The 24668-nt window shown below is 71.7% G+C and carries 21 protein-coding genes; 10 read left to right on the forward strand and 11 right to left on the reverse strand.

The window, feature by feature from the left end:
- The first annotated feature begins 172 nt into the window (after window positions 1-172).
- Window positions 173-1525 carry an MFS transporter gene (locus OG933_RS10630; protein ID WP_405626677.1) on the forward strand — a complete coding sequence of 451 codons (1353 nt, stop codon included), beginning with the start codon at window positions 173-175 and terminating at the stop codon, window positions 1523-1525.
- A gap of 490 nt (window positions 1526-2015) precedes the next feature.
- On the opposite strand, the gene OG933_RS10635 is transcribed toward OG933_RS10630, so the two are convergent.
- A complete protein-coding gene (locus OG933_RS10635) occupies window positions 2016-2867 on the reverse strand; it encodes an NAD(P)H-binding protein (RefSeq protein WP_405626679.1) in 852 nt (283 codons plus the stop codon).
- Between the two features lie 95 nt (window positions 2868-2962).
- On the opposite strand from OG933_RS10635, the gene OG933_RS10640 reads away from it, so the two are divergent.
- Both OG933_RS10640 and OG933_RS10645 read left to right on the forward strand, forming a co-directional pair.
- On the forward strand, window positions 2963-3781 hold the full coding sequence (locus OG933_RS10640; RefSeq protein ID WP_362534477.1) for a helix-turn-helix domain-containing protein: 819 nt from the start codon (window positions 2963-2965) through the stop codon (window positions 3779-3781).
- 44 nt (window positions 3782-3825) lie between these two features.
- Complete coding sequence (locus tag OG933_RS10645) at window positions 3826-4428, forward strand: 3'-5' exoribonuclease domain-containing protein (RefSeq protein WP_362534480.1); 603 nt, start codon at window positions 3826-3828, stop codon at window positions 4426-4428.
- Here OG933_RS10645 and OG933_RS10650 read toward each other — a convergent pair.
- From OG933_RS10650 to OG933_RS10680, 7 genes are all read right to left on the reverse strand, one after another.
- Entirely contained in the window at window positions 4394-5737 is a 1344-nt protein-coding gene (locus OG933_RS10650; RefSeq protein ID WP_362534521.1) for a nucleobase:cation symporter-2 family protein, read from the reverse strand. The two genes, OG933_RS10645 and OG933_RS10650, sit on opposite strands and share 35 nt — an antisense overlap.
- Window positions 5738-6055: 318 nt before the next feature.
- Window positions 6056-7435, reverse strand: a complete 1380-nt coding sequence (locus OG933_RS10655) for an 8-oxoguanine deaminase (protein ID WP_405626682.1) — start codon at window positions 7433-7435, stop codon at window positions 6056-6058.
- Window positions 7436-7570: 135 nt separating this feature from the next.
- On the reverse strand, window positions 7571-8476 hold the full coding sequence (pucL, locus tag OG933_RS10660; RefSeq protein WP_362534484.1) for a factor-independent urate hydroxylase: 906 nt from the start codon (window positions 8474-8476) through the stop codon (window positions 7571-7573).
- Between the two features lie 4 nt (window positions 8477-8480).
- The gene (gene uraH, locus OG933_RS10665) at window positions 8481-8906 is read right to left on the reverse strand and encodes a hydroxyisourate hydrolase (RefSeq protein WP_362534487.1); all 426 of its coding nucleotides are present in this window, start codon (window positions 8904-8906) and stop codon (window positions 8481-8483) included.
- An 8-nt stretch (window positions 8907-8914) separates the two neighbouring features.
- On the reverse strand, window positions 8915-9424 hold the full coding sequence (uraD, locus tag OG933_RS10670) for a 2-oxo-4-hydroxy-4-carboxy-5-ureidoimidazoline decarboxylase (protein ID WP_362534492.1): 510 nt from the start codon (window positions 9422-9424) through the stop codon (window positions 8915-8917).
- Between the two features lie 197 nt (window positions 9425-9621).
- Window positions 9622-9990, reverse strand: a complete 369-nt coding sequence (locus tag OG933_RS10675) for a helix-turn-helix domain-containing protein (RefSeq protein ID WP_020125443.1) — start codon at window positions 9988-9990, stop codon at window positions 9622-9624.
- Window positions 9987-10271 carry a hypothetical protein gene (locus tag OG933_RS10680; RefSeq protein ID WP_362534495.1) on the reverse strand — a complete coding sequence of 95 codons (285 nt, stop codon included), beginning with the start codon at window positions 10269-10271 and terminating at the stop codon, window positions 9987-9989. The genes OG933_RS10675 and OG933_RS10680 overlap by 4 nt, the downstream gene beginning before the upstream one ends.
- 225 nt (window positions 10272-10496) lie before the next feature.
- Here OG933_RS10680 and OG933_RS10685 point away from each other — a divergent pair, with 225 nt between their 5' ends.
- The 4 genes from OG933_RS10685 to OG933_RS10700 all read left to right on the forward strand — a co-directional run bounded on the left by OG933_RS10685 (window position 10497) and on the right by OG933_RS10700 (window position 13875).
- On the forward strand, window positions 10497-11318 hold the full coding sequence (locus tag OG933_RS10685) for a TIM barrel protein (protein WP_405626686.1): 822 nt from the start codon (window positions 10497-10499) through the stop codon (window positions 11316-11318).
- 25 nt (window positions 11319-11343) lie between these two features.
- Window positions 11344-12246 (forward strand): 2-hydroxy-3-oxopropionate reductase, encoded by a 903-nt coding sequence (locus OG933_RS10690; protein WP_405626688.1) that lies wholly within the window; start codon window positions 11344-11346, stop codon window positions 12244-12246.
- Between the two features lie 562 nt (window positions 12247-12808).
- Complete coding sequence (locus tag OG933_RS10695; RefSeq protein WP_362534524.1) at window positions 12809-13057, forward strand: hypothetical protein; 249 nt, start codon at window positions 12809-12811, stop codon at window positions 13055-13057.
- A gap of 137 nt (window positions 13058-13194) precedes the next feature.
- Window positions 13195-13875 (forward strand): TIGR04222 domain-containing membrane protein, encoded by a 681-nt coding sequence (locus OG933_RS10700; protein ID WP_405626690.1) that lies wholly within the window; start codon window positions 13195-13197, stop codon window positions 13873-13875.
- 169 nt (window positions 13876-14044) lie between these two features.
- Here OG933_RS10700 and gcl read toward each other — a convergent pair whose 3' ends face one another.
- Window positions 14045-15829: a glyoxylate carboligase gene (gene gcl, locus OG933_RS10705; protein ID WP_405626692.1), complete on the reverse strand. Its 1785-nt coding sequence runs from the start codon at window positions 15827-15829 to the stop codon at window positions 14045-14047.
- 210 nt (window positions 15830-16039) lie between these two features.
- On the opposite strand from gcl, the gene OG933_RS10710 reads away from it, so the two are divergent.
- Window positions 16040-16915 carry a hypothetical protein gene (locus OG933_RS10710; protein ID WP_405626694.1) on the forward strand — a complete coding sequence of 292 codons (876 nt, stop codon included), beginning with the start codon at window positions 16040-16042 and terminating at the stop codon, window positions 16913-16915.
- Between the two features lie 89 nt (window positions 16916-17004).
- On the opposite strand, the gene OG933_RS10715 is transcribed toward OG933_RS10710, so the two are convergent.
- Both OG933_RS10715 and OG933_RS10720 read right to left on the reverse strand, forming a co-directional pair.
- Window positions 17005-18636: an AMP-binding protein gene (locus tag OG933_RS10715; protein ID WP_405626696.1), complete on the reverse strand. Its 1632-nt coding sequence runs from the start codon at window positions 18634-18636 to the stop codon at window positions 17005-17007.
- Window positions 18633-20303 carry an AMP-binding protein gene (locus OG933_RS10720; RefSeq protein WP_405626698.1) on the reverse strand — a complete coding sequence of 557 codons (1671 nt, stop codon included), beginning with the start codon at window positions 20301-20303 and terminating at the stop codon, window positions 18633-18635. Before OG933_RS10720 ends, OG933_RS10715 begins: the two co-directional genes overlap by 4 nt.
- A gap of 186 nt (window positions 20304-20489) precedes the next feature.
- On the opposite strand from OG933_RS10720, the gene OG933_RS10725 reads away from it, so the two are divergent.
- On the forward strand, window positions 20490-21362 hold the full coding sequence (locus OG933_RS10725) for a LuxR C-terminal-related transcriptional regulator (RefSeq protein WP_405626701.1): 873 nt from the start codon (window positions 20490-20492) through the stop codon (window positions 21360-21362).
- Between the two features lie 223 nt (window positions 21363-21585).
- Window positions 21586-24405 (forward strand): AAA family ATPase, encoded by a 2820-nt coding sequence (locus OG933_RS10730; RefSeq protein ID WP_362524857.1) that lies wholly within the window; start codon window positions 21586-21588, stop codon window positions 24403-24405.
- The last annotated feature ends 263 nt before the right edge of the window (window positions 24406-24668 follow it).

The raw sequence follows: 24668 nt of genomic DNA on the forward strand, positions 1-24668 counted from the left end.
CACCAAGGGTTCCCCAGGAGAATGTGGAGGCCACGCCGCCATGACGGCCATCGCCGAGTCGCCGAGACCGACACCGACACCGACACCCACACCGACACCGACAATCACATCGGCATCGAAACGAACGTACTCCCGCTGGGCGTCCCTCGTCGTCCTGTGCGCGGGAACCCTGATGACGATCCTGGACGGCAACATCGTCACCGTGGCGATGCCCGCCATCCAGAGCGACCTCGGGTTCAGCGCACCGGGGCTGGCCTGGGTCGTCAACGCGTACCTCATTCCCTTCGGCGGTCTGCTCCTGCTGGTCGGCCGGCTCGGCGACCTGGTGGGACGCAAGCGGATGTTCACGGCGGGCCTCGCGGTGTTCACCGCGGCGTCCGTGCTGTGCGGGGTCGCCGGCAGCCAGGGGATGCTCATCGCGGCACGTGCCCTGCAGGGTGTCGGCGGGGCGATGACCTCGGCGGTGGTCCTGGGCATGCTCGTGACCCTCTTCCCCGAGCCGCGTGAACAGGCCCGCGCCATCGCGGTGTTCAGCGCGGTCGGCGCGGCGGGCGGAGCGCTGGGCACGTTCCTGGGCGGGGCGCTCACCCAACTCGTCAACTGGCACTGGATCTTCCTCATCAACCTGCCGATCGGCATCGTGGCCTGGATCGCCGCCGTCCGCGTCCTCGCGCCGGAGAACGGCGCCGGGCTCGGCAAGGGCGCCGACTACCCTGGCGCGGCCCTGGTCACGAGCGCGCTCATGCTGACCGTGTACGTCATCGTCGGCGCCGGCGGCCGCGACGGCACCACGACCGTCCTCCTGGCCCTGCTCGCCACGGCCCTGTTCACGGGGTTCGTCCTGCGCCAGGCCCGGGCCGCGCGTCCGCTGCTGCGTCTGCGACTGTTCGGCTCCCGGCTGCTCAGCGGGGCGAACGCCGTCCAGGTGCTGATGATCGCGACGATGTTCGGCTTCCAGTTCATCGGCGCGCTGTACGTGCAACGCGTCCTCGGATACAGCGAGTTGGCGACCGGTACGGCGTTCCTGCCCGCGCCGGTCGTGATCGGCCTGCTGATGCTGGTCCTGTCCGCGCGGACCATCGGCCGCTTCGGCCCGTACCGCGTCCTGCTGGGCGGTCTGGTGCTGATCACCGCCGGAATGGCGCTGCTGAGCCGCGCACCGGCCGACGGCTCCTACGCCGCCGACTTCCTCCCGCCCATGCTGCTGATGGCCGCCGGTTTCGCCGCCGCGATGCCCGCGCTGACCGGACTGGCCATGTCGGGAGCCCGGGAGGAGGACGGCGGCCTGGCCTCCGGTCTCTTCAACACCACCCAGGTGGTGGGCGGTTCGCTCGGCCTCGCGGTCCTGTCGACCCTGGCCGCGAGCCACACGGACGACCTGCTGGACGGGGGCGCACCACTCCTGCCGGCCACGGCGGAGGGCTACCAGCTGGCATTCCGGGTCGCTTCACTGATCGCAGCAACGGCACTGGCACTCGCGGCAGCCACCCTCCGCACGAGGCGCCCGGAGGGGGAGAAGGGCTGAGGGGCCGCTGACCGAGAGCGGCGAGTACCGAGGGGAAAGTCCGGCGAGGCTGGGGCCCAGCGGAGCGGAGGCCCGGCAAGGGGGCGGGCTTCGCGCCGAATGCCCGGCGGAGCAAGGACCCGAGCGGAGCGAAGACCCAGCAGGGCAGACGGCGAGACGAACACCCAGCAGGGCGGAAGCCGACCCCGGCAGGGGCCGACCGCGGCGGACGCCCAGCGCGGCGAAGGCCCGGTGAGGCGCGCGGGCGGTGTGGACCGATGGCCCAGCAGGGCGTAGGCCGGCCCGGCCGAAGGCCCGGCAGCGCGTCCGGTGGGGCGAGGGTCCAGTGGGGGGCGGGTGAGCGGTGGGCCCGGTCGCTCGGCCGCCCGGGCGGGTCCCGGATTGCTGGGCCGCCCCCCGGCGGGTCCCCGGTTGCTCGGCCGCCCCTGCGGGTCCCGGATTGCTCGGCCGCCCCCGGTGGGTCCCCGGTTGCTCGACCGCCCCCGGTGGGTCATGCCGTGTCGAAGGCCTCTCGGTGGTCCCGGGCCCACTCGCGGTATGTCCGGGCCGGACGCCCCAGCAGTGCCCGCACGTCCTCGGTGACGACGGCGTTCCCGCCTCGGCGGACGAACGCGGAGCCCCGCGCGATTCCGTCCGCGACGGCCTCGTCCTGCCCCCAGCCGAGGAGGTGCTCGCGCACCTCGTCCGGGGCCAGGTCGTGTGTCGTCACCGGCCGGCCGAGGACATCCGTGAGGACGGCGGCCTGGCCGGGCACGCTGATGGTCTCCGGGCCGGTCAGCGTGTACGTCCGCCCGGCCCACCGCTCGTCGAGGAGGACCACGGCCGCCGCCTCGGACACGTCCCGCGGGTCGACGACGCCCTGGAGCCCGTCGCCGCTCAGGTTGGGCACCGGCTCGCCGGCGCCGATCGCCCGCGCCCAACCGAGCGTGTTCGAGGCGAAGGAGGAGGGCCGGAGCACCACCCACTGGGCCCCGCTCTCCCGGACGGCCCGCTCGCCGGCGACATGCCACTCCCCTCCCGGGCCCACCTCGGGATCCCCGGTGGCGATCGCGGACAGCTTGACCAGCCGTCCCACGCCCGCGGCCCGCGCCGCCGCCACCAGGGCGCCGTCGTGGCTCACGGACGGTCCCGGCAGACCCACCAGGAAGGCTGCCGTCACCGCGGACATCGCCGCCTCCAGGGAGGACCGGTCGAGGTAGTCCCCACGTGCCACCTCGACCTCCGGAGGCAGCTGCGACCTCGCCGGGTCGCGGGTCAGGGCACGCACCTTCTCGCCGCGCGCGGCCAGGTGTCGTACGAGTTCGCTGCCGATGGTGCCCGTGGCACCGGTCACAAGAATCATGTCGTCCACGCTGACGTCCGCCCCGCCGCGTCTCTAGGAAATTCCGGCACGCTTCTGCCGCCCGGGGAAACCCTGGACGCGCTTACCGTGGAGGCGTGACGAACAGCCCCGCGCTTCCGGCAGATCCGTCGTCCCCGTCCGAGCGGGCCCTGCCCGTCCCCTCCGCGCTGCGCCCGTGGTTCACCGGCATCGGGGCGGTCACCGTCGACGGCCCCTTCGACGACGCCTTCGCGCACGTGCCGGACACGGATACGAAGGTGATCGTCCGCGAGGAGGGCAACGGCCGCCGCGACACCCTGCTGGTGGGCCCGCGCACCCGTGCCTCGTACCACACGGACCTGCACAAGCGGTCGGTGTCGTGTGTCCAACTGCGCCTGGAACCAGGGGTGGTGGGCCCGCTGTTCGGCGTGGCGGCGGTGGACCTCGTCGGCCGGGTCGTCCCGCTCGGCGACCTGCCGACCGGGACGGCTCGACGCCTCGCCCGCGAGCTGACCGGGGGCGAGCGGGACCGGATCACGGCACGTCTGGCGGACCTGCTCCCGCCCGCCGCGGACGGCTCGCGCGAACGCCTGCTGCGGGCCGCCGTCGACGCCCTGTCGACCCGCCCGTACCGCACCCCCGCCCCCGTACGGGAAGTGGCCCGCGAACTCGCCGTGAGCGAACGCCAGTTGCGCAACCTGTTCGCCGACGGCGTGGGTGTCTCCCCCAAGCACTACGCCCGTATCGACCGGCTGCGCCACGTCCTCACCCACGCGGCCACCGCCCCGTGGGCCGAACTCGCCGCCGCCACCGGCTACTACGACCAGTCGCACATGACGGCCGACTTCCGCACCCTGATGGGCGTCCCGCCGGGCGCGTTCTTCACCGGGCGGCTGCCCCGGGCCACACCCTGCCAGGCGCTTCGGCAGCGGTGAATTCGGATGCGGAGGGCCGCGCGGACCTGCGATGCTCCGGTCCCATGGCCGTACGACGCGTGAAACCCAGCCTCTGTCTCTCCGTCGACGTCGAGGCGGACGGTCCGATCCCGGGACCGTACTCGTTGCTGAGCCTGGGCGCGGCGGTCGCCGGGCGGCAGGATGCCGACGGGTTCACCGCGGCCGACCCCACCCGGCAGACCTTCTACCGTGAACTGCGGCCGATCAGCGACGAGTTCGTCCCCGAGGCCCTGGCCGTGAGCGGGCTCGACCGGGATCGTCTGGTCAAGGAAGGTCTCGAACCCGCCCTGGCAATGGCCCAGTTCACCCGCTGGGTGCGCGAGGTGAGCGGCGACGCCCAGCCGGTGATGTGCGGCTACCCGGCGTCGTACGACTGGACGTTCCTGTACTGGTACCTGATCCGCTTCACCGGGGAGAGCCCCTTCGGGCACTCCGGCTGCCTCGACATGAAGACGCTGTACGCCACCAAGGCGGGGCTGCCGCTGCGGGCGGTGGCGAAGCGGACGATGCCGGCCCACCTGTTGCCGAGGCGTCCTCACACGCACCACGCGCTGGACGACGCCGTCGAGCAGGCCGAGTTGCTCGCGAACCTCATGGCGTGGCCGGGGCCCGGGACGCCCCGGTGATCTCCTCCCCCGCCTCCATCGGGTGGGTCACGTCCGCCGCGTTCCGCCCCTGGCCGACGTGGTTGAAGACCAGGTTGAGCAGCACGGCGGCCAGGCAGCCCGTGGAGATGCCCGAGTCCAGGACGATCTTCGCCGTCTCCGGGAAGGCGTGGTAGAAGTCCGGGGCGGTGATCGGGATGATGCCGACGGCCAGGGAGACGGCGACGATCAGGACGTTGTTGTCCTTCTCCAGGCCGGCCCGGACCAGGGTCTGGATGCCGCTGGCGGCGACCGACCCGAACAGGACGACGCCTGCGCCGCCGAGGACCGGACGGGGTACGACGGCGATGAGTGAGGCGGCCATCGGGCACAGGCCCATCAGGACGAGGAAGCCGCCGCCGGTGGCGACGACATAGCGGCTGCGGATCCGCGTCATCGCGACCAGCCCGATGTTCTGGGCGAAGGCGCTGCACATGAAGCCGTTGAAGACGGGGCTGAGTGCCGAGCCCAGGGTGTCGGCGCGCAGGCCGGCCGCGATGGTCCGCTCGTCCGCCGGGCGTTCGACGATCTCGCCCAACGCCAGCATGTCCGCGGTCGATTCGGTCATCGAGACCACCATCACCACGCACATCGACAGGATCGCCGCGAGCTGGAACTGCGGGGCGCCGAAGTGGAAGGGGGTGGGGAAGCCGATGACGTCCGCGTCGGCCACCGGGCCGAAGTCCGTGACGCCGAAGGGGATCGCGACGAGCGTGCCGGCGAGCAGCCCGAGCAGTACGGCGATCTGTTTGACGAAGCCGCGCGTGAAGCGGCGCAGGAGCAGCACGATCAGGAGGGTCGCCGCCGCCAGACCCAGGTTCGTCGTCGAACCGTAGTCCGGTGCCGCGGGGACGGGACCCTGCGCCCAGCCGAAGGCGACGGGGAGCAGGGAGACGCCGATCAGGGTGATCACCGTCCCGGTGACGACCGGCGGGAAGAAGCGGACCGCCTTGCAGAAGACGGGCGCGGCCAGAAAGCCCAGCAGGCCGGCGACGACGACCGCGCCGAAGATGACGGGGAGGGCGTCCCGCTTGTCGTCCGTGGAGGCCACGATCGCCGTCATGGGCGCGACCCCGGCGAAGGTGACGCCGTTGACGAAGGGGAGGCGGGCGCCGATCTTCCAGACGCCGAGGGTCTGGAGGAAGGTGGCGAGGCCGGCCGTGAACAGGCAGGCGCCGGTGAGGAAGGTGAGTTCGGTGCCGGTGAGGCCTACGGCCGCGCCGACGATCAGGGGCGGGGCGACGACTCCCGCGTACATGGCGGCCACGTGCTGGAGGCCGCTCGTCGCCATTCTCAGTGCGGGGAGTTTCTCGTCGACGGGGTGGTCGACTGCATGCGTGGACACGGCGGCTCTCCTCCGGTCGGGTACACGTCGGCTCTGACGCGGGTGTCAGGGAGGTGGTGCGGCGGTGCGGAAGTACAGGGAGGTGGTGCGGCGGTGCGGAAGTACCTGGAAGCCGGAGGTACTCGGAAAACGGGGACGGTGGGGAACCGTTCCGGGGCACGCGCGTTCCACGCGCGCCCCGGCCACGGCTACCGGTCGAGGGCCGTCCCCCTCGACCGGAGTTCGGTGCCCGCAGGGACCGAGTCCCTTACGGGGCGGGCGGGTTCAGCCCTGTGCGGCGATGCGCGCCAGCCGCTGCGCCTCTTCCCGCGTCGAGCGGGCGATGGCGTCCTCGTCGGCGTGCAACAGGCGTCCGTCCCGCACGATCTGACGGCCGTTCACGAAGGAGGCGGTGACGGGGGCGGCCGCGCCGAAGACCAGGGCGGTCACCGGGTCGGCGATGGAGGCGTGGGCGAGGGTGTCCAGCTTCCACAGCACCAGGTCGGCCAGCTTGCCCGGCTCCAGCGAGCCGATCTGCGAGGCGCGGCCCAGGACCCGGGCGCCGCCGTGGGTGCCGAGGCGCAGCGCCTGACGGGCGTTCAGGGCGGCCTCGCGGTGGGCGCCGAGGCGGTTGATGAGCAGGGCGTTGCGCAGCTCGGTGTGGAGTTCGCCGGACTCGTTGGAGGCCGTGCCGTCGACGCCGAGGCCGACCGGGACGCCGGCCTTCAGCATGTCGGGGACCCGGGCGATGCCGGCCGCCAGCCGGGCGTTGGACGACGGGCAGTGGGCGACACCCGTCCCGGTCCGGGCGAAGGCGTCGATGTCGGAGTCGTTCATGTGGACGCAGTGGGCCATCCACACGTCCTCGCCGAGCCAGCCGGTGGACTCGAAGTAGTCGGTCGGGCCCATGCCGAACAGCTCGTGGCAGAACTTCTCCTCCTCGACCGTCTCCGAGCCGTGGGTGTGCAGACGCACACCGAGCCGGCGGGCCAACTCGGCGCCCTGACGCATCAGTTCGGTGGAGACGGAGAAGGGCGAGCAGGGAGCGACGGCGACCTGGGTCATCGCGTCGAAGGAGGCGTCGTGGTGCTGCCGGACGGTCTCCTCGGTGGCGGCGAGGGCGCCCTCCAGGGTCTCGACGGCGAAGTCCGGGGGCAGCCCGCCGTCCTTCTCGCTGCGGTCCATGGAACCGCGGGCGAGGGTGAAGCGGACGCCCATGTCGCGGGCGGCGCCGATGATCGCGCCGGACAGGTCGCCGGAGCCCCTCGGGAAGACGTAGTGGTGGTCCATGGCGGTGGTGACGCCGCCGCGGGCCATCATCGCCAGGGAGCCCTGGGCGGCCGCGCGGACCATCTGCTCGTCGATACGCGCCCAGGTGGGGTAGAGGGCGACGAGCCAGTCGAAGAGGTTGTGGTCGGTGGCCAGGCCCCGGGTGATCCACTGGTAGAAGTGGTGGTGGGTGTTGATCAGGCCCGGGGTGACCAGGTGCCCGGTGGCGTCGATGCGGCGCTCGACGTTCTCCAGGCCGTCCGGGGCCCGGCCCGCGCCGAGCGACTCGATCCGGTTGCCGACGAGAACGACGTGACCGTTTGCGTACTCGGTGTCCTGAGCGTCGACGGTCGCGATCGAACAGTTCTCGATGACGGTGCGCCGGTCTGCTGCCATGGTGTCGTCCTTTTCACTCAGTGGACTCTGGTGGAGAGGGCACGGCAGGACCCTGGGAGTTTGAGTGCCGTGGCCGGTGAGGCGCGGGCTCGCCGGCCACGGGTGCCGAAAAAAAGGGGGCGGTTCAGAGGTTGTTCAGAGGTTGGTGAGGTCCACCGGGATCCTCGCCTCGCAGCCGTCCCGCACAACGGTGGCCTCGATCAGACCGTAGGGGCGGTCGGCGGCGTAGTAGACGGCTCCGTCGGCGGTGTCGTTCTTCAGCCCGAACGGCTTCAGGTCCACCAGGAAGTGGTGCTTGTTGGGGAGCGAGAAGCGGACCTCGTCGATCTCGCCGCGGTGGTCGATGATCCGCGCGCCCATGGCGTACAGGCTCTGCTGCAGGGAGAGGGAGTACGTCTGCGCGAAGGCCAGCAGCATGTGCTTCTTGACCTGGGCGTACGACTCCTCCCAGTCCGGCGCCTGCTGGGCGTCGTCGGACCAGTTGAAGCGCCAGCGGCTGGACACCTCGGTCGCCAGGATGCGGTCGTACGCCTCGGGCAGCGTCGTGTACTCGTCCTTGACGTAGCCCCAGAACTCGGAGTTCGTCGAGTTCATGACGGTCAGGTCCTTGAGCCCGGAGACGACCTCCCAGGAGGAGCCGTCGTAGGTGATCTGGGCGAGGCGGGTCTCCTGGCCCTGGCGGACGAAGGAGTGTTCGTCCTCGCCGGGCGTCACGATCCGCTCCCAGCTGTACTCCTCGATGCGGATCCGCGCGGTCCTGATCGGTTCCTGCGAGGTCACGAAGTGGCGGGCGAGGTGGATGCCGAACTGCTCGGCGGACTCGATGCCGTGCTCCTTGGCGAACGCGTACACCGTGTTCTTGGTGGTGTCGGTCGGCAGCACGTTGGCGTTCGAGCCGGAGTAGTGGACCTCGTCCATGTCGCCGCTGAGCGACACGGAGACGTTGAGGTCCTTGATGTGGTGGGTGGCGCCGTCCCGCGTGATCTTGACGACTCGGTTCTCGGCCTTGCCGTACTGGTTCTGTCCCAGGTAGGTGGGCATCTAGCTAGCTCCCTCGGTAAACGGAGTAGCCGAACGGGTTGAGCAGCAGCGGTACGTGGTAGTGCTCGCCGGGCACGACGGCGAAGGTGATCGCCACCTCCGGGAAGAACACTGCTGTGGAACCGCTGTCCCGATTCGCGGGGGCGTCCTGCTGCGCATCGGCTTGCTTCTTCTCGGATCGCTCGAAATACGCCTCCACGGCGAAGTCGAGCCGTACATGGGTGGTCCCCTCCGGCAGTGCCGGCAGGTCCTTGCAGCGGCCGTCCGCGTCGGTCGCGGAACCGCCGAGCGCCCGCCAGTCCGCCTCCTGCCCGTGCCGGGCACCCCGGCCCGAGCGGGCAAAGAGGTGGACGGCGACCCCCGCGGCGGGTCGGCCGACGGAGGTGTCCAGGATGTGGGTGGACACCGATGCGGTGCTGCTGGTGCTCATGGGGTGTGTCAGTCCTCTTCGACGAGTCGGGCGAGGCGGATACGGTTGATCTTGCCCAGTTCGACGCGGACGATCTCCCGTTCCTGCTCCGGCGCGTTGCCGATCCGCTCCTTGACCGCGTCGCGCATCTGCTCGCCGGTGCGACCGGTGGCGCAGATCAGGAAGACATGGCCGAACCTCTCCTGGTAGGCCAGGTTCAGTTCGAGCATCTCGGCCCTGAGCTCCTCGGAGGCCCCGGCCATGCCGCGCTGTTCACGGGTCGAGGTCGGGTCGCCGGGCTTCGGACGGCCGATCGGCGGGTGCCCGGCCATCGCCTCCGCCAGGTCCGTGGCGGTCAGGTCGGCCATGGCGGCGTCGCCGGCGGTGTACAGGTCGGCGACGGTGGCGTAGGGGCGGGCCGCGAGCAGTCGGGTGGCCCACGCCGTGGAGGCGCACGCCTCGTGGAGCGCGGCGCGGGCCACGGACTCCTCGAGGTCGTTGAACCGGGCCAGGCCCGGGGGTGGGGAAGTCGAAGTCACGGGTGCCTCCGTGGCCGCGGGACGGCCTTCGTGCTTGAGCGGGCTGCGGCCAGCTAACGCCTGTCCGCGACATCACGTCAACACTTTGTTGAAAATTCCGGGTAACGAAACCCGGCCGTCCCCCACCGGCCCACCACGGCCCTCACCGACCCACCATCCGCCCCCGATCGGCCCCGGAGACACCCCCAGGAGACCGCTCAGGCCTCTTTCTCCCGGTTGAGATAGTTGTAGACCGTGAAGCGGCTCACCCCGAGCGCGCTCGCCACGGTCTCCACGCCGTGCCGTACGGAGAAGGCGCCGCGCGCCTCGAGTATCCGTACGACCTCCTGCTTGGCCTTGCGGTCCAGGTCGGCGAGCGGTCTGCCCTTCCTGCGCTCCATGGCGGCGAGGATGTGATCGAGGGAGTCGGCGAGCTGGGGCAGGCGTACGGCGACGGCGTCGGCGCCCTCCCAGGCCAGGACGACGTCGTCGGCGCCGGCCTCGTCCGGCGGGATCATCTCCCCGCCCATCGCGTCGATCAGCGGCTTCACGGCCGCGATGAAGGCTTCGTCACCGGAGGTGCTCACACGCCCTCCCCGACGACATCGCCGCCCGCGTCCCGGTCCGCGTCCCCGATGACGTTGACCTGGAGCGAGATGCGGGTGGCACCCGAGCCGAGGGACCTGCGCAGCAGGGCGTCCACGGCGGCGAGCACGGCCTCGGCGGCCCCCTCCGCGGTGTTGCCGAACGGCCCGACGTCCACCGTGTCCAGGTCGGCCGCCTCGATCACCTCACGGGCGACCAGCGCGTGCGCGGGTGCCTCGTCGAGGTCGAAGGGCTCGGTGGTGAACTCCACTTTCAGTCGCATCGCGCCCCACACCTCTCTGAACGGGACCGGAACTTCGGCGCCCGGACCCCGACCTTAACGGACGGGACGGACGATCACCCCGGACTCGGGATTCCACATCGGCCGGGCTCCGGCACCCCCTCGTCCCCTTGACAAGCCGCCCGGCCGACCGGCAATCTTCCAATAAGCAGAAAACAACTTCCGCAATACGGAAACACTCGACACGGAAGGGAGCGCGGAACCCCTATGGGCTTCGAAGACCAGCGCTTCAACGTCAACCTGTCGATCCTCTTCACGGAACTCCCGCTCCTGGAGCGCCCCACGGCCGCCGCCGCGGCCGGCTTCACCGCGGTCGAGCTGTGGTGGCCCTGGATCGACTCCCCCACCCCCGAGCCGTCCGAGCTCGACGCCCTCAAGAGGGCGATCGAGGACGCGGGCGTACAGCTCACGGGCCTCAACTTCTACGCCGCACGGCTCCCGGGCCCCGACCGCGGCGCCCTGTCGCTGCCCGGCGAGGAGTCGGAGCGTTTCCGCGCCAACATCGACGTGGCCGCCGGCTTCGCGCAGTCCCTGGGCTGCCGCGCGCTCAACGCGCTGTACGGCAACCGCCTCGACGGCGTGGACCCGGCCGAGCAGGACGCCCTGGCACTGGAGAACCTGGTCCTCGCGGCCCGGGCCGCGCACCGGATCGGCGCGATCCTGCTCGTCGAGGCGCTGAACCGGCCCGAGTCGCCCCGTTACCCGCTGGTCAGCGCGCCGGCCGCGATCGGGATCGTCGACAAGGTCAACGACGCGACGGGGCTCGGCAACGCGAAGTTCCTGATGGACCTGTACCACCTGTCGATGAACGGCGAGGACCTGCCGTCGGTGATCGAGCGCTACGCGTCGCGGACCGGCCATGTGCAGATCGCCGACAACCCGGGCCGCGGTGCGCCGGGCACCGGCTCACTCCCCCTCGAGGACCTCCTCGACCGGCTGCGCAAGGCCGGATACGACGGCTGGGTCGGCCTCGAGTACAAGCCGGGCGACCGTCCGAGCGCCGAGGCCTTCGACTGGCTGGCCCGCTGATCCCCCGTACCGAGAGGCACCCCCGATGAGCAACGCACTTCCCGCACTTCCCAAGATCGCCTGGATCGGCCTCGGCATCATGGGCTCGCCCATGTCCGAGAACCTGCTCAAGGCGGGCTACGACGTCACCGGCTTCACCCTGGAGCAGGACAAGCTGGACCGGCTGGCCGCCGCGGGCGGCAGCGCCGCGGGGTCCATCGCCGAGGCGGTGCGCGACGCCGACGTCGTGATCACCATGGTGCCCGCTTCACCGCAGGTCGAGGCCATCGCCTACGGCCCCGACGGCATCCTGGAGAACGCGCGGTCCGGGGCGCTTCTGATCGACATGTCCTCGATCACCCCGCAGACCTCGATCGACCTGGCCCGGGCGGCGAAGGACAAGGGCATCCGGGTGCTCGACGCCCCCGTGTCCGGGGGCGAGGCCGGTGCCGTGGAGGCCGTGCTGTCCATCATGGTCGGCGGCGAGCAGGCCGACTTCGACGAGGCGGAGCCCCTCTTCGAGGCGCTCGGCAGGACCATCGTGCTGTGCGGTCCGCACGGCTCGGGCCAGACCGTGAAGGCCGCCAACCAGCTGATCGTCGCCGTGAACATCCAGGCGTGCGCCGAGGCCGTGGTCTTCCTGGAGAAGTCGGGCGTGGACCTGAAGGCGGCGCTGGACGTCCTGGGCGGCGGGCTCGCCGGCTCGACCGTGCTGGCCCGGAAGAAGGACAACTTCCTCACCCGCGATTTCAAGCCGGGCTTCCGGATCGACCTGCACCACAAGGACATGGGCATCGTCACGGACGCCGCCCGCAACGTCGGCGCGGCCCTGCCCGTCGGCGCGGTGGTCGCCCAGCTGGTCGCGAGCCTGCGCGCGCAGGGCGACGGCGGACTCGACCACTCGGCCCTGCTGCGGGCCGTCGAGCGCCTCTCGGGCGCGCGAGTCTGAGACTTCCGGGCGGCGCCGTCGCTGACATCTGTCCTGTCGCGCCCAGGCGGCGACGCCGCCCGGAAACCTTTACAGCAACCTGTTGCCGCCCGGCTCGCCCGACACCGGCGGACGGCAACCGAACACCGAGCTCGCGTACGGGTTCTGACGGTAGGTCAGAACTCCGTATGCGCGGCCCGCGACCGTACCGCGCGACCCGGATGAGGGGTGGTCGCCGGACAGGGGCGCGGGCAGGGCGAGGACCGCGGCGGTGTGCGAGCCAGTGCGGTGGTGAAGGAACGGGGCCCGCTTCTCGACCTGAGGGAAGCCCGCTCCCGGCTCCGTCGCAACCCGCCGCGGTCCCTGCCCCCACCTCGACCACACCACACCCCCCACCCCTCGCTCCCCATTCCTCACCTCCGAAAGCTCCGTCCGGCGGCGCGAACGTCCTGTCGCGCCCAGCCTCGCGCCGTCGGACGGCCATCCATGCACCGGCACTCCCCCGTCAGCAGGACCGACGGGGGAGCGCTGCGCGTTGCCCCGCGGAAGGGCATCGACCTGGGTGAAGAATATGCATATGAACATGGACAACACGACGCCGTATCCGCACATCGTGGTCCACCCTCCGGCGCTGGACGGGTCCCGGCGGGTCACCTCGGGTGACACCGTTCTCGGGGTCGCCTCCCATCTCGACGACGTCGTCGAGATCCTCCGCCTGGCCGACCTGGACCGGATCGAGGTGGAGGAGAGCGACCTCATCGAGTGGCAGGGCGGTGGCCCCGACGACTGGCCGGGACTGTCGGAGGAGCACGGGCGGCAGCACGAGGAGTAGACCGGCCCGCCGACCAACCTCAAATCAACCTCTGAACTCGGTCCAGGAGGCTTCAACCACCCCTGGGCAAGGGCACATTGTGGTCACGCGGGGCCCGCCGACACGGGGGCGGCGGGCCCCGTTCCGGGGGTGAGGACATGAGCGGTGGTACATCGGTCCGGCTGGAGCCTTACGAGGTCGCGCTGTTGCGGGGCGGTCCGCGGGCGGCGGTGACGGTGGCCGCGCTCGCCCTTCAGCTGAGGGGGCTGGTCGACGCGGGCCGGCCGGGCAGGATCCGGGCGACGAGGGCGCCGGGGACGGCAGGGGCGACAGGGGCGACAGGGGCCCCGTCGGCCGGGGACACGGGAGGCGATCGGCCCGCCCAGGACGCCCTGGACGCCCTGCCCGCTCTCGACGCCCTGCCCGAGACGGTCTACGCGGCACTCCAACGGCCCGCGAGCTTCCCGGAGTTAGAGGCCCGGCCGGATGTGCGGGAGGCGCTGTCCGCACTGCGGGCCGGGCTGGTCGCGGCCGGGATGCTGCGGTCCCTTCCGCCGCGCCGGACCCGCGCCGCTCGACGGGCTCTGCGCGCCCTGCGGGACGGACACCCCCTGCCGGCGGGCAGGAAAGGGCTGTCGGAGGACGACGTCCTGATGGCGGTGGCCCTGTACGGCGAGCCCGCCCTGAGCGTCCTGGCAGCGCGCTTCGCCCTGCGGGCGGGTCTGATCGCCCGGGCCGAGGTGGCGGACAAGGGGTTCCACCGGCGCGCACCGCGCGGCGGTGGCACGGGCGGGGTGATGTACAGCTGCGGCGGTGGGGGCGGGGGCGGCTCGGACTGAACCCCGGAGGACGGTCGCAAGAAAGGGGCGGCCCATCCCACGGATGGGCCGCCCCTTCGCGACGACGAGCCGCTGCCTCGGACCTTCAGCCTCGGACCTTCAGCCTCGGACCTTCTACCTCGAACCTTCGACCCCGGACCTTCAGCCTCAGCCCTTCAGACCTTCAGCTTCAGGCCTTCAGCGTCCTGATCGACGTCGGCGCATGCCCCGGCTCGGTGGCGAGTTCCTCGAACTCCACCACGTTGCCGATGTCGTTGGTGCCGCTCATCGAGATGTTGGTGACGCGCTCCAGGATCGCCTCCACGACGACCGGCACCTGGAACTCGACGGCCAGCTTCTTGGCCTGCTCGAAGGCGGCCCCCAACTCGGCGGGGTCCGTCACCCGGATCGCCTTGCAGCCGAGGCCCTCGGCGACCTTGACGTGGTCGACGCCGTACACGCCCAGCTCGGGCGAGTTGATGTTCTCGAACTCCAGATTGACCTGGAAGTCGATGTCGAACGCCCGCTGCGCCTGCCGGATCAGCCCCAGGTAGGAGTTGTTGACGAGGACATGGACGTAAGGGATCTTGTGCTGCGCACCGACCGCCAGCTCCTCGATCATGAACTGGAAGTCGTAGTCCCCGGAGAGGGCCACGACCTGCGCCTGCGGGTCGGCCTTCGCCACGCCCAGCGCCGCCGGGATCGTCCAGCCGAGGGGCCCCGCCTGGCCGCAGTTGATCCAGTGACGCGGCCGGTAGACGTGCAGCATCTGGGCGCCGGCGATCTGTGAGAGGCCGATGGTGGTGACGTACCGGGTCTCCGGGCCGAAGGCCTTGTTCATCTCCTCGTAGACGCGCTGCGGTTTGATCGGGATGTCGTCGAAGTGCGTACGGCGCTGGAGCGTCGCCTTCCTCTCCTGCGCGGCGGCCGCCCAGGCGGAACGGTCGGGAAGCGTGCCCGCCGCCCTGGACTCCCTCGCCGCCTCGACGAAGAGCTCCAGAGCCGCTTTCGCGTCCGAGGCGATCCCGTAGTCCGGAGCGAAGATCTTGCCGATCTGGGTGGGCTCGACGTCGACGTGGACGAAGGTGCGGCCGGCCGTGTAGACGTCGATGCGGCCGGTGTGCCGGTTGGCCCAGCGGTTGCCGATACCGAGGACGAAGTCGGACTCCAGGAAGGTCGCGTTGCCGTAGCGGTGCGAGGTCTGGAGGCCGACCATGCCGGCGTTCAGCTCGTGGTCGTCGGGGATCGCACCCCAGCCCATCAGGGTCGGGATGACCGGAGTGCCGGTCAACTCGGCGAATTCCTGTAGGAGTTCGGCTGCATCGGCGGTGATGACACCGCCGCCCGCGATGATCAGCGGACGCTCGGCGGCGTTCAGCATCGAGAGCGCCTTCGCGATCTGCGCCCGGGTCGCGGCCGGCTTGTAGACGGGCAGCGGCTCGTACGTGTCCACGTCGAACTCGATCTCCGTCTGCTGGACGTCGACCGGCAGGTCGATCAGGACCGGGCCCGGCCTGCCGGAGCGCATGAGATGGAAGGCCTGCTGGAAGACGCCCGGCACCTGGGCCGCCTCCAGGACGGTCACCGCCATCTTGGTCACCGGCTTGGCGATGGAGGCGATGTCGACGGCCTGGAAGTCCTCCTTGTGGATCACGGCGGTCGGGGCCTGACCCGTGATGCACAGGATCGGGACGGAGTCGCCGATGGCGGAGTACAGCCCGGTGATCATGTCGGTGCCGGCCGGGCCGGAGGTACCGACACAGACCCCGATGTTGCCCGGGTGGGTACGGGTGTAGCCCTCGGCCATGTGCGAGGCACCCTCGACATGGCGGGCGAGGGTGTGGTTGATCCCGCCGGAAGCCTCGAGCGCCGCGTAGAAGGGGTTGATCGCCGCGCCGGGGACACCGAACGCGCTGGTGACGCCCTCGCGCTTGAGGATCTCGACTGCCGCGCGGGCAGCGGTCATACGAGCCATGGGCTACTCCTGCTTCGACTGCTTCAGCTGCTCTAGCTGTCGGATTCGCTCTCCCGTCGCGCCCCGCGGTGAGCCCTTCCATCGGTGTACAGCGTTCCGCTCACTTCCGTGATGCGGAAAACATTTTCTACTATCTGGAAGCAATGTAAGTGGGGACGCGAAGGTCGTCAAGAGACGGACAAGCGGGGGCCGGAGGAGGACGATGGGGCCATGCCCGAGAGCGTGCCGGTGCGCTGCCCGGCCTGTCGGCGCGAGCGCCTCTACACCGCGCCCTGCTACCCGTGCGCGTGCGGTGCTCCCGTCACGCCCGTGCTCGACCGGCGGACGGCGCCGACGACCGTCGTGCACCGGGCGTGGGACGACGAGTGGGTCGCCCTTCGCTGCCCCGCCTGCCACCGCCGACACCAGTGGCCGCACCCTGAACTGGGCTGCGCCTGCGGAGCGGTGATAAGGATCCCGGTGACCGACCCGGTGACCGACCCGGCCCTCGATCCGGGGCCAGGGCCCGAGCAGGAGCCGGAGCCTCCGGTGACCGAAGCGGAGCCGGGGCCAGGGCCCGAGCAGGAGCCGGAGCCAGGGCCAGGGCCAGGGCCCGAGCAGGAGCCCGAGCCAGGGCCAGGGCCAGGGACCGGAACAACCGCGCCGACGTCGGCACCGACACCGCCGCAGCCCCCACCTGCACCGGCACCGGCACCGGCAGCACAACGGCGTGCCTTTCGACCCGTCGCCATCCGTACCGCCCGCGACGCGGTCACGGCCGCCGCGCTCTATCTGAACTGGCTCGGGCACGGGGACATCCGGCGGGCCGATCAGCGGCCCACCTCCGGCATCGGCCTCGCCGCCCGCGGGCTCGTGGCCCAGGTGGACCCCAGCGTGCGCCCGGCCTCACTGCGGGACGTGGAATGCCTGTGGCTGACGGCCATGACGGAATCCGCGGACTGCGTCTACTTCTCCCTGGCCGGATACGCCGAGGAGGCCCGCGCCCGCGCCGACCAATTGCGCGTACCGCTCTTCGTGCTGGACCTGACGGGCACCCCGCAGCCGGTCAACGCGATGGCCGACGCCCTCGACGCCGGGGACGCCTGAGGCGACGGCCATCGCCGTGAGAAACCCGGACAGCCCGAGCAGCCCGAGCAGCCCGAGCAGCCCGAGCAGCCCGCAGCACGGAAACCGCGCTAAAGGCCGTACCCCTCGCGCAGCTCGATCTTCCGTACCTTCCCCGAGACGGTCATCGGGAAGGCCTCCATGATCCGCAGCCTGCTCGGGATCTTGTAGTGCGCCAGCCGGCCCTCGCAGTAGGCACGCAACTCCTCCAGCGACAGCGGGTCCGCCGCGTCGGCCGGGATCACACAGGCGAGGACCTCCTCGCCGTACTTCTCGTGCGGGACGCCGACGACCTGCACGTCCCGGATCCCCGGGTGACCGTAGAGGAACTCCTCGATCTCGCGCGGGTAGATGTTCTCCCCGCCCCGGATGATCATGTCCTTGATCCGGCCGACGATCTCGACGTAACCGTCTTCACGCATCACCGCCAGGTCCCCGGTGTGCATCCAGCGTCCCGCGTCGATCGACTCGGCGGTCTTCTCGGGCTCGTTCCAGTAACCGAGCATCACGCTGTAGCCGCGGGTGCACAGCTCGCCCGCGACGCCGCGCGGCCGGGTCACGCCGTCCACCGGGTCCACCACCTTCACCTCGATGTGCGGCAGGACTCTGCCCACGGTGCCGGTGCGGTGCTCCAGGTCGTCCTCCCGGCGGGTCTGGGTGGAGACGGGCGAGGTCTCGGTCATGCCGTAACAGATCGACACCTGCGCCATGTTCATCTCGGCGACCACCCGTTTCATCACCTCGACCGGGCAGGGCGAGCCCGCCATGATGCCGGTGCGCAGGGAGGAGAGGTCGTAGGTCGCGAAGTCGGGCAGGTTCAACTCCGCGATGAACATGGTCGGCACGCCGTACAGGGAGGTGCAGCGCTCCTGCTGGACCGCCTCCAGCGTGGCCTTCGGGTCGAAGGACGGGGCCGGGACGACGATGCAGGCGCCGTGCGAGGTGGCCGCCAGGTTTCCCATCACCATGCCGAAGCAGTGGTAGAAGGGCACCGGGATGCAGATCCGGTCCTGCTCGCTGTAGGCGATCGACTCGCCCACGAAGTAACCGTTGTTGAGAATGTTGTGGTGGGAGAGGGTGGCTCCCTTGGGGAAGCCCGTAGTGCCCGAGGTGTACTGGATGTTGACGGGGTCGTCGCAGGACAACTCGTTTCCGCGGGTGCGGAAGGCCTCGTCGAGGTCGGGTGTTCCACGCCGCAGCAAGGCGTCCCAGCTCGGATCCCCGATGTAAACGGTCTCTCGCAGTTGCGGGCATTTGCCGCGTACCTGCTCGACCATCGCCCGGTAGTCGCTCGTGCGGTGGCCGATCGAGGCGAACAGCACGGAGATCCCGGCCTGGCGGAGGACGTACTCGACCTCCTGCGTGCGGTACGCCGGGTTGATGTTCACCATGATCGCGCCGATCCGGGCGGTGGCGTACTGGACGAGCACCCACTCCGCGCAGTTGACCGCCCAGATGCCCACCCGGTCGCCCTTGGCGACCCCGCTCGCGAGCAGCGCGTACGCCAGCCGGTCGGCGTCCTCGACGAATCGGCGGTACGTCCAGCGCCGCCCGGACGGCACGTCGACCAGCGCCTCGCGGTCCGGCCACCGCTCCGCCGTCCGGTCCAGGTTGTCGCCGATGGTGTCCCCGAGCAGCGCGGTCGCGCTCGTCCCGTGCGCGTACGAAACGGCCTTGCCCCGGGCGTACGACTCCTCGCTCACCGGAAGTCCTCCTCGCGGTACTCGTCCGGCGAGCCCGCCTCGGTCGCCTCCCGCAGCTCGATGCGGCGGATCTTGCCGCTCACCGTCTTGGGCAGCGGGGCGAACTCCAGGCGGCGGACGCGTTTGTACGGGGCGAGGACCTCGCGGGAGTGCTCGAACAGCACCTTCGCGGTGTCGGGGCCGGGCTGCCAGCCCTCGGCGAGCACGACGTAGGCCTTGGGCACGGCGAGGCGCAGCTCGTCCGGGGCGGGGACGACGGCCGCCTCGGCGACCGCCTCGTGCTCCAGCAGCGCGCTCTCCAGCTCGAAGGGGCTGATCTTGTAGTCGGAGGCCTTGAAGACGTCGTCGGACCGGCCGACGTAGGTGAGGTAACCGTTCTCGTCGCGGCTGCCGATGTCGCCGGTGCGGTAGTAGCCGCCGGCCATCACCTCCGCCGTGCGGTCGGGGTCGCCGTGGTAACCGGTCATCAGGCCGACCGGCCGGGCCGCCAGGTCCAGCGCGATCTCGCCCTCCTGCGCACCCGGCGCGCCCGACACCGGGTCGAGGAGCTCCACCCGGTAGCCGGGGCTCGGCCGGCCCATCGAGCCGGTCTTCAGGTCCTGTCCGGGGCTGTTGGCGATCTGCACGGCCGTCTCGGTCTGCCCGAAACCGTCCCGGACGGTCACCCCCCAGGTGCGCCGCACCTGCTCGATGACCTCGGGATTGAGCGGCTCGCCCGCGGCCACCGCCTCGCGGGGCGGGGTGCCCAGTTGGGTGAGGTCGGCCTGGATGAGCATGCGCCAGACGGTGGGCGGGGCGCAGAACGTCGTGACCCCGGCCCGGTCCATCTCGGTCATCAGCCGGGCCGGGTCGAAGCGGGTGTAGTTGTGGATGAAAACGGTTGCTTCGGCGTTCCAGGGGGCGAAGAGGTTGGACCAGGCGTGCTTGGCCCAGCCGGGCGAGGAGATGTTGAGGTGCACGTCGCCGGGCCGGAGCCCGATCCAGTACATCGTCGACAGATGCCCGATCGGATACGAGGTGTGGGTGTGTTCCACCAGCTTGGGGCGGGCGGTCGTACCGGAGGTGAAGTAGAGCATCAGCGGGTCGTCGGCGAGGGTGGGGCCGTCGGGCGTGAAGCCGGCCGGGGCCGAGTAGGCGTCCTCGAAACCCTGCCAGCCCTCGGGTGCGCCGCCGACCGCGATACGCCGGTAGTCGCCGGGGACCTCGTCGAACTTGCCGGTGTCCTCGGTGCGGACGAGGACGTGCCGGATGCGGCCGCGTTCCACGCGGTCGGTGAGGTCGGCGGGGCCGAGCAGCGGAGTGGCCGGGACGACGACGGCCCGCAGCTTCATCGCGGCCAGCGCGGTCTCCCAGAGTTCGGCCTGGTTGCCGAGCATGACGAGGATGCGGTCCTCGGCGGCGACGCCCTGCCCGCGCAGCCAGTTCGCGAGCCGGTCGGAGCGCTCCGACAGTTCGGCGAAGCTGAGACGGGTTTCGGAACCGTCTTCTTCCACGATGTGCAGGGCGGTGCGTCCGTTGCCGTCGGCGATGACGTCGAACCAGTCGAGGGCCCAGTTGAAGCGCTCCGGGCGGGGCCACTCGAAACGCTCGTAAGCGGTTGTGTAGTCCTCGCGGTGTTCCAGCAGGAAGTCGCGGGCTCTGCGGAAACGCTCCGTCGCCGTCGTCATCTGTCCTCCGTGCTTTCTTGGCTTGCTCGGTCCTGCGCCTCCGGGGCGCTCCCGGCCCCTGCGGCTCACTCCCGTGGTGCCGGACCATTGCCGGGCGGCTCTCTGCCATCGTGTAATCCGTGGTGCAGGTCTCACTACCCCCGGACGGGGGTGTGCGGCACCACGCCGCGCGGAAAGGGCGAGAACGTGGCGGCAGACGCGGCCGGAACGGTGGAGATTCGCGGTGCGCTGGCGCGGCTGCGGCGGGCGACGGGGCTGCCGGTCGCCTTCGGCGGTCTGGTGGAGCCGGGGCGGCAGCGGATGCGGATCAGCGAGTTCAGCGGCGCGGCCGGTCTCGCGCTGCGCGGACTGGCGGTGACCTCCGGAAACGGTCTCGGCGGCAAGGCGGTGGCGCTGGCCCGCCCGTGCGCGGTGACCGACTACTCCCTCTCCCGGCAGATCAGTCACGAGTACGACGCGGCCGTCGCGCAGGAGGGCCTGCGCTCGGTGCTGGCGATCCCGGTGGTCGTACGGCGCCGGGTGCGCGGGGTGCTGTACGGCGCCCTGCGCACGGCCCAGCCGCTGGGCGACCGCACGCTGACCGCGGCCGTGCAGGCGGCGCGGGATGTGGAGCAGGCGCTGGTGGTCGGGGACGAGGCGCGGGACCTGCTGACGGCGGCCGCACCGGGCACCGCGGGCGCGGGGCCCGGTGCGGACACCGGTCCCGGCGCCGGGGCGGGGGCCGGCTGGGAGCAGGTGCGCGAGGCGCACACGGCCCTGCGCGCCCTGGCCCCGCGGATCGCCGATCCGGCCCTGCGCGCCGAGCTCCTCGAGGTCTGCGGGCTGCTGGCGTCGAGGCCGGCGGAGCGGTCGGCGGGGCAGCCGGTCGCCCTGGCCCCGCGTGAGCTGGACGTGCTGACGTGGGTGGCGGCGGGGGCGACGAACGCGGCGGCGGCCGAGCGGCTGGGGCTGCGCCCGGAGACGGTCAAGGGCTATCTGAGGTCGGCGATGCGCAGGCTGGGCGCGCGCACCCGGGGAGAGGCGGTGGTCGCGGCCCGGAGGGCGGGCCTGCTGCCCTGATCGCGGGGCGCGCAACATGCCCGTAGCGCGGGCGGTGCAAGATGCGTGGGAGCAGGGATCACATCAAGCCAGGGAGGCCCCTCACGACAAGAGACCATTCATTCACCACCTCCATGAATTTCCCTATGCGTCACGTTGTTATATGGCTCACCACGCCGTGTCTCCGAATTTCAAAGGGACGTTGCCTAGAATTTGCCCCGGACACGACACTCGGAGGGGAGCGGTGACCGTGCGACGGGACTTCAAGGAGCCTGCCAGATGCCGCCCCGACCTGGTCATCGGCAGGGACGAGCTGTTCACGGCCGCCCGTGACCAGCTGACGCGGGGCGGCAGTGTGCTGCTGCACGGCCCGGCCGGAATAGGAAAGTCGACCGTGCTGCGGGCATTGGCCGCGGATTACGGCGAGGCGGCCCGCACCGTCCTGCGCTGCTCGGCGACCGAGTCCGAATCCCATCTCCCCTTCCTGGCTCTGGCCGACCTCTTCGGCCTCGTGCTGGACGAGATCTCGGACAAGCTGCCCGTCGCCCAGCGCACGGCCCTGGAGTCGGCGCTCACCGGCCGAGGCGAATCGACTCTGCAACGCGACGGCCTCGCCCTGCGTCTGGCCGTGCTGTCGGCCCTGCGCGCGCTCGCCGCCGCGGGTCCCGTCCTGCTCGTCGCCGACGACCTCCAGTGGCTGGACTCGGCCAGCGCCGAACTCCTCGGCTTCGCCGCCCGCCGCCTCGGCGACACCCCCGTCCAACTGCTGTGCGCGGTGCGGACGGAGGAGCAGGAGTACGACCGTCATCTACGCGCGTCCCCGCCCGACACCCTCGCCGTCCGGCTCAACCCCCTCTCCCGCGCCCAGGTCTCCGCGCTGCTCGACCACCGGGGCTACACCGACCTGCCCCGCTCGACGATGCGGGAGATCCACCGCACCAGCGGCGGCAACCCGCTCTTCGCCCTGGAACTGGGCCGTGCCCTCGGCGAGAGCCCGACGCCGCCCCGGCCCGGCGAGCCCCTGCCGGTGCCGACCTCGCTGCGCGCCCTGGTCCTCAGCCGCCTCGACATGCTGTCCGACGAGGCCCGCCGCACCCTGCTCGTGGCCAGCGCCGGCGCCCGCCCCACGCTGGCCCTGCTGCACGCGGCCGGCCGCGAGAACGCCGAGGCCGAGACCGCGCAGGCGGCGGCCCTCGGGCTGCTGGCGACGGAGCCCGAGGGGCCGGCCGTACGCTTCGCGCATCCGCTGATCTCGGCCGCGCTGTACGCGGAGGCGCCCGCCCAGGAGCGCCGGGCCGCGCACGCCGCGCTGTCCACCGCCGCCTCCGATCCGATCGAGCGGGCCCGCAACCTCGCCCTGGCCACCACCGGCACCGACCCGGAGGTCGCCGCCCGGCTCGCCGAGGCCGCCGCGCTCGCCCGCGACCGGGGCGCCCCCTCGGTCGCCGCCTCCCTCGGGCTGCTCGCCGCCCGGCACACCCCGCCGGACGGCGCCCCCGCCCCGGACGACCGACGGCTCCAGGCCGCCGAGGACGCGATCACCGCCGGAGAGGTGGACCTCGCCCGGGACATCGCGCGCGAGGTGCTGACCCGGGCCACCGTGCCCGCCGAGCGGATCCGGGCCTGGGAGGTGGTGATCGAGGCCGCCGGGCAGTCCCTGGGCGAGGTCGACGCCGTCTTCCCGCAGGCCCTCGCCGACGCAGGTGACGACCCGCGGCTGCTCGCCCTGGTCCACTACCGGCTGGCCTGGCGCAAGCTGATCGTGGAGGGCGACTTCGCCGAGGCCCGCGAGGAGGCCGCGCACACGGCCGACCTGGCGGCCCGCGGGGACGACCGGCGCACCGAGCTGATGGCGCTCTCCTTCCAGGCCTCGACCGAGACCCTGATGGGCCACCCGAACGCCCCGACCACCATCAAGCGGGCCCTGCGGGAACCCCAGGACCCCTACGTGGCGTGCCATCACAACGGCGTCGGGGCGGCCCGGTTCCGCTGGCTGCTGATGAGCGATCAGCTCCCCGAGGCCCGGTCGACCATCACCGCGCTGCTGCGCGAGGTGCGCCGGCGCGGCATGGTCGAGAGCGAGGTGCACTTCCAGCGCTTCCTCGCCGAGACCGAACTGCGCTCCGGACACTGCGGGCGCGCCCTCGACCTGGCCCGCGAGAGCCTCCGGCTGGCCCGGGACTCCGGCATCGGCCTGGGGGCCTCCGCGATGCTGGCCTCCCTCGCCGAGGCCTCCGGCGGTGACGTCGACCGGGCGCTGGCACTGGCCCGGGAGGCGGCGGGGAAGGCCGAGGAGGACGGCGACCAGATGTACGTCTCGCGCGCGCTGGCCGCCCTGGGCCACGCCCAGTTGGTGGCCGGGGACGCGGCGGGCGCGGTCGGCTCGCTGCGCCGGGTGCGGGAGCTGGAACAGGGACTGGGCATCACCGACCCCGCCCGGGGCCGCTGGCAGGGCGACCTCGCCGAGGCGCTGGTCCGGGTCGGCGAGCCGGGCGAGGCGCAGGACGTCATCGACGTGACGCGCGAGCACGCGCTCCGGCTGGGCCGGGAGAGCGTGCTGGCCGTGCTGGACCGGGCGGAGGCGCTCGTGCGGGCGGCCCGCGGCGACCACGAGGCGGCGCTGTCCCGGCTGACGTCCGTTCAGGACCGACTGGCCAAGCTGGGGTACGGCCTGGAGGAGGCGCGGGCGGCGTTCGCGCTGGCCATGCTGCGCACCGGGCGGCCGGGCCCGACGTCGTACGACGAGGCGGCCCGGCTGTTCCGGCGGTGCCGGGCGCTGCCCTGGCTGCGCCAGGTGGACGCGGCGATCGCGGCGGCCGCGCCCGAGACGGTCGCCGTGCCCCCGCAGACGACTCCCCCGTCCGACGCGCTGGAGGGGCTCGCCTCGATGGAGCGTCAGGTCGCCGCGCTCGTCATGGAGGGCGCGACCAACCGGGAGATCGCCGCGCGTCTGTTCATCAGCGTCAAGACGGTCGAGGCGACCCTGACCCGGGTCTACCGCAAGCTGGGGATCCGTTCGCGGGTGGACATCGTCCGACTGGCGGCGGGGCGTCACGCGAAGTGAGGAATCCGCGGGTTAACTGCCCCTCAGGGGCACCCCACCCTCGGCGGGTGCTGGGCCCCGCGATGCGGGTTCTCTGAGCGCCCCCTCGGCGGCGACTGTGGCTTCCCTGAGCCGACCGAGGGTTTTCCCTGCCCCAACTCCCTTAGGGGGTTCCCTCATTGGGGGAAACGGGTGCCGGGTTCTAGCTTAAGGGACGTGCCGCTCGCCCGGGCATACGGGGGTCGGTCCCGCGACCCCCGTGTAACCCCCCACACCCGCGCGAC

It is taken from the genome of Streptomyces sp. NBC_00016 (assembly GCF_045040885.1).
Classification (GTDB): domain Bacteria; phylum Actinomycetota; class Actinomycetes; order Streptomycetales; family Streptomycetaceae; genus Streptomyces; species Streptomyces coriariae.

Excerpts from the sequence above, each read along its gene's own strand:
- OG933_RS10710 (WP_405626694.1), top strand. The coding sequence starts at position 16,040 with ATGCCCGAGAGCGTGCCGGTGCGCTGCCCGGCCTGTCGGCGCGAGCGC.
- OG933_RS10680 (WP_362534495.1), bottom strand. The coding sequence starts at position 10,271 with ATGCGACTGAAAGTGGAGTTCACCACCGAGCCCTTCGACCTCGACGAG.
- OG933_RS10645 (WP_362534480.1), top strand. The coding sequence starts at position 3,826 with ATGGCCGTACGACGCGTGAAACCCAGCCTCTGTCTCTCCGTCGACGTC.
- gcl (WP_405626692.1), bottom strand. The coding sequence starts at position 15,829 with ATGGCTCGTATGACCGCTGCCCGCGCGGCAGTCGAGATCCTCAAGCGC.
- OG933_RS10695 (WP_362534524.1), top strand. The coding sequence starts at position 12,809 with ATGGACAACACGACGCCGTATCCGCACATCGTGGTCCACCCTCCGGCG.
- OG933_RS10700 (WP_405626690.1), top strand. The coding sequence starts at position 13,195 with ATGAGCGGTGGTACATCGGTCCGGCTGGAGCCTTACGAGGTCGCGCTG.
- OG933_RS10685 (WP_405626686.1), top strand. The coding sequence starts at position 10,497 with ATGGGCTTCGAAGACCAGCGCTTCAACGTCAACCTGTCGATCCTCTTC.
- OG933_RS10635 (WP_405626679.1), bottom strand. The coding sequence starts at position 2,867 with ATGATTCTTGTGACCGGTGCCACGGGCACCATCGGCAGCGAACTCGTA.
- OG933_RS10650 (WP_362534521.1), bottom strand. The coding sequence starts at position 5,737 with ATGGCGACGAGCGGCCTCCAGCACGTGGCCGCCATGTACGCGGGAGTC.
- OG933_RS10630 (WP_405626677.1), top strand. The coding sequence starts at position 173 with ATGACGATCCTGGACGGCAACATCGTCACCGTGGCGATGCCCGCCATC.
- OG933_RS10720 (WP_405626698.1), bottom strand. The coding sequence starts at position 20,303 with ATGACGACGGCGACGGAGCGTTTCCGCAGAGCCCGCGACTTCCTGCTG.
- pucL (WP_362534484.1), bottom strand. The coding sequence starts at position 8,476 with ATGCCCACCTACCTGGGACAGAACCAGTACGGCAAGGCCGAGAACCGA.
- OG933_RS10655 (WP_405626682.1), bottom strand. The coding sequence starts at position 7,435 with ATGGCAGCAGACCGGCGCACCGTCATCGAGAACTGTTCGATCGCGACC.
- uraH (WP_362534487.1), bottom strand. The coding sequence starts at position 8,906 with ATGAGCACCAGCAGCACCGCATCGGTGTCCACCCACATCCTGGACACC.
- OG933_RS10690 (WP_405626688.1), top strand. The coding sequence starts at position 11,344 with ATGAGCAACGCACTTCCCGCACTTCCCAAGATCGCCTGGATCGGCCTC.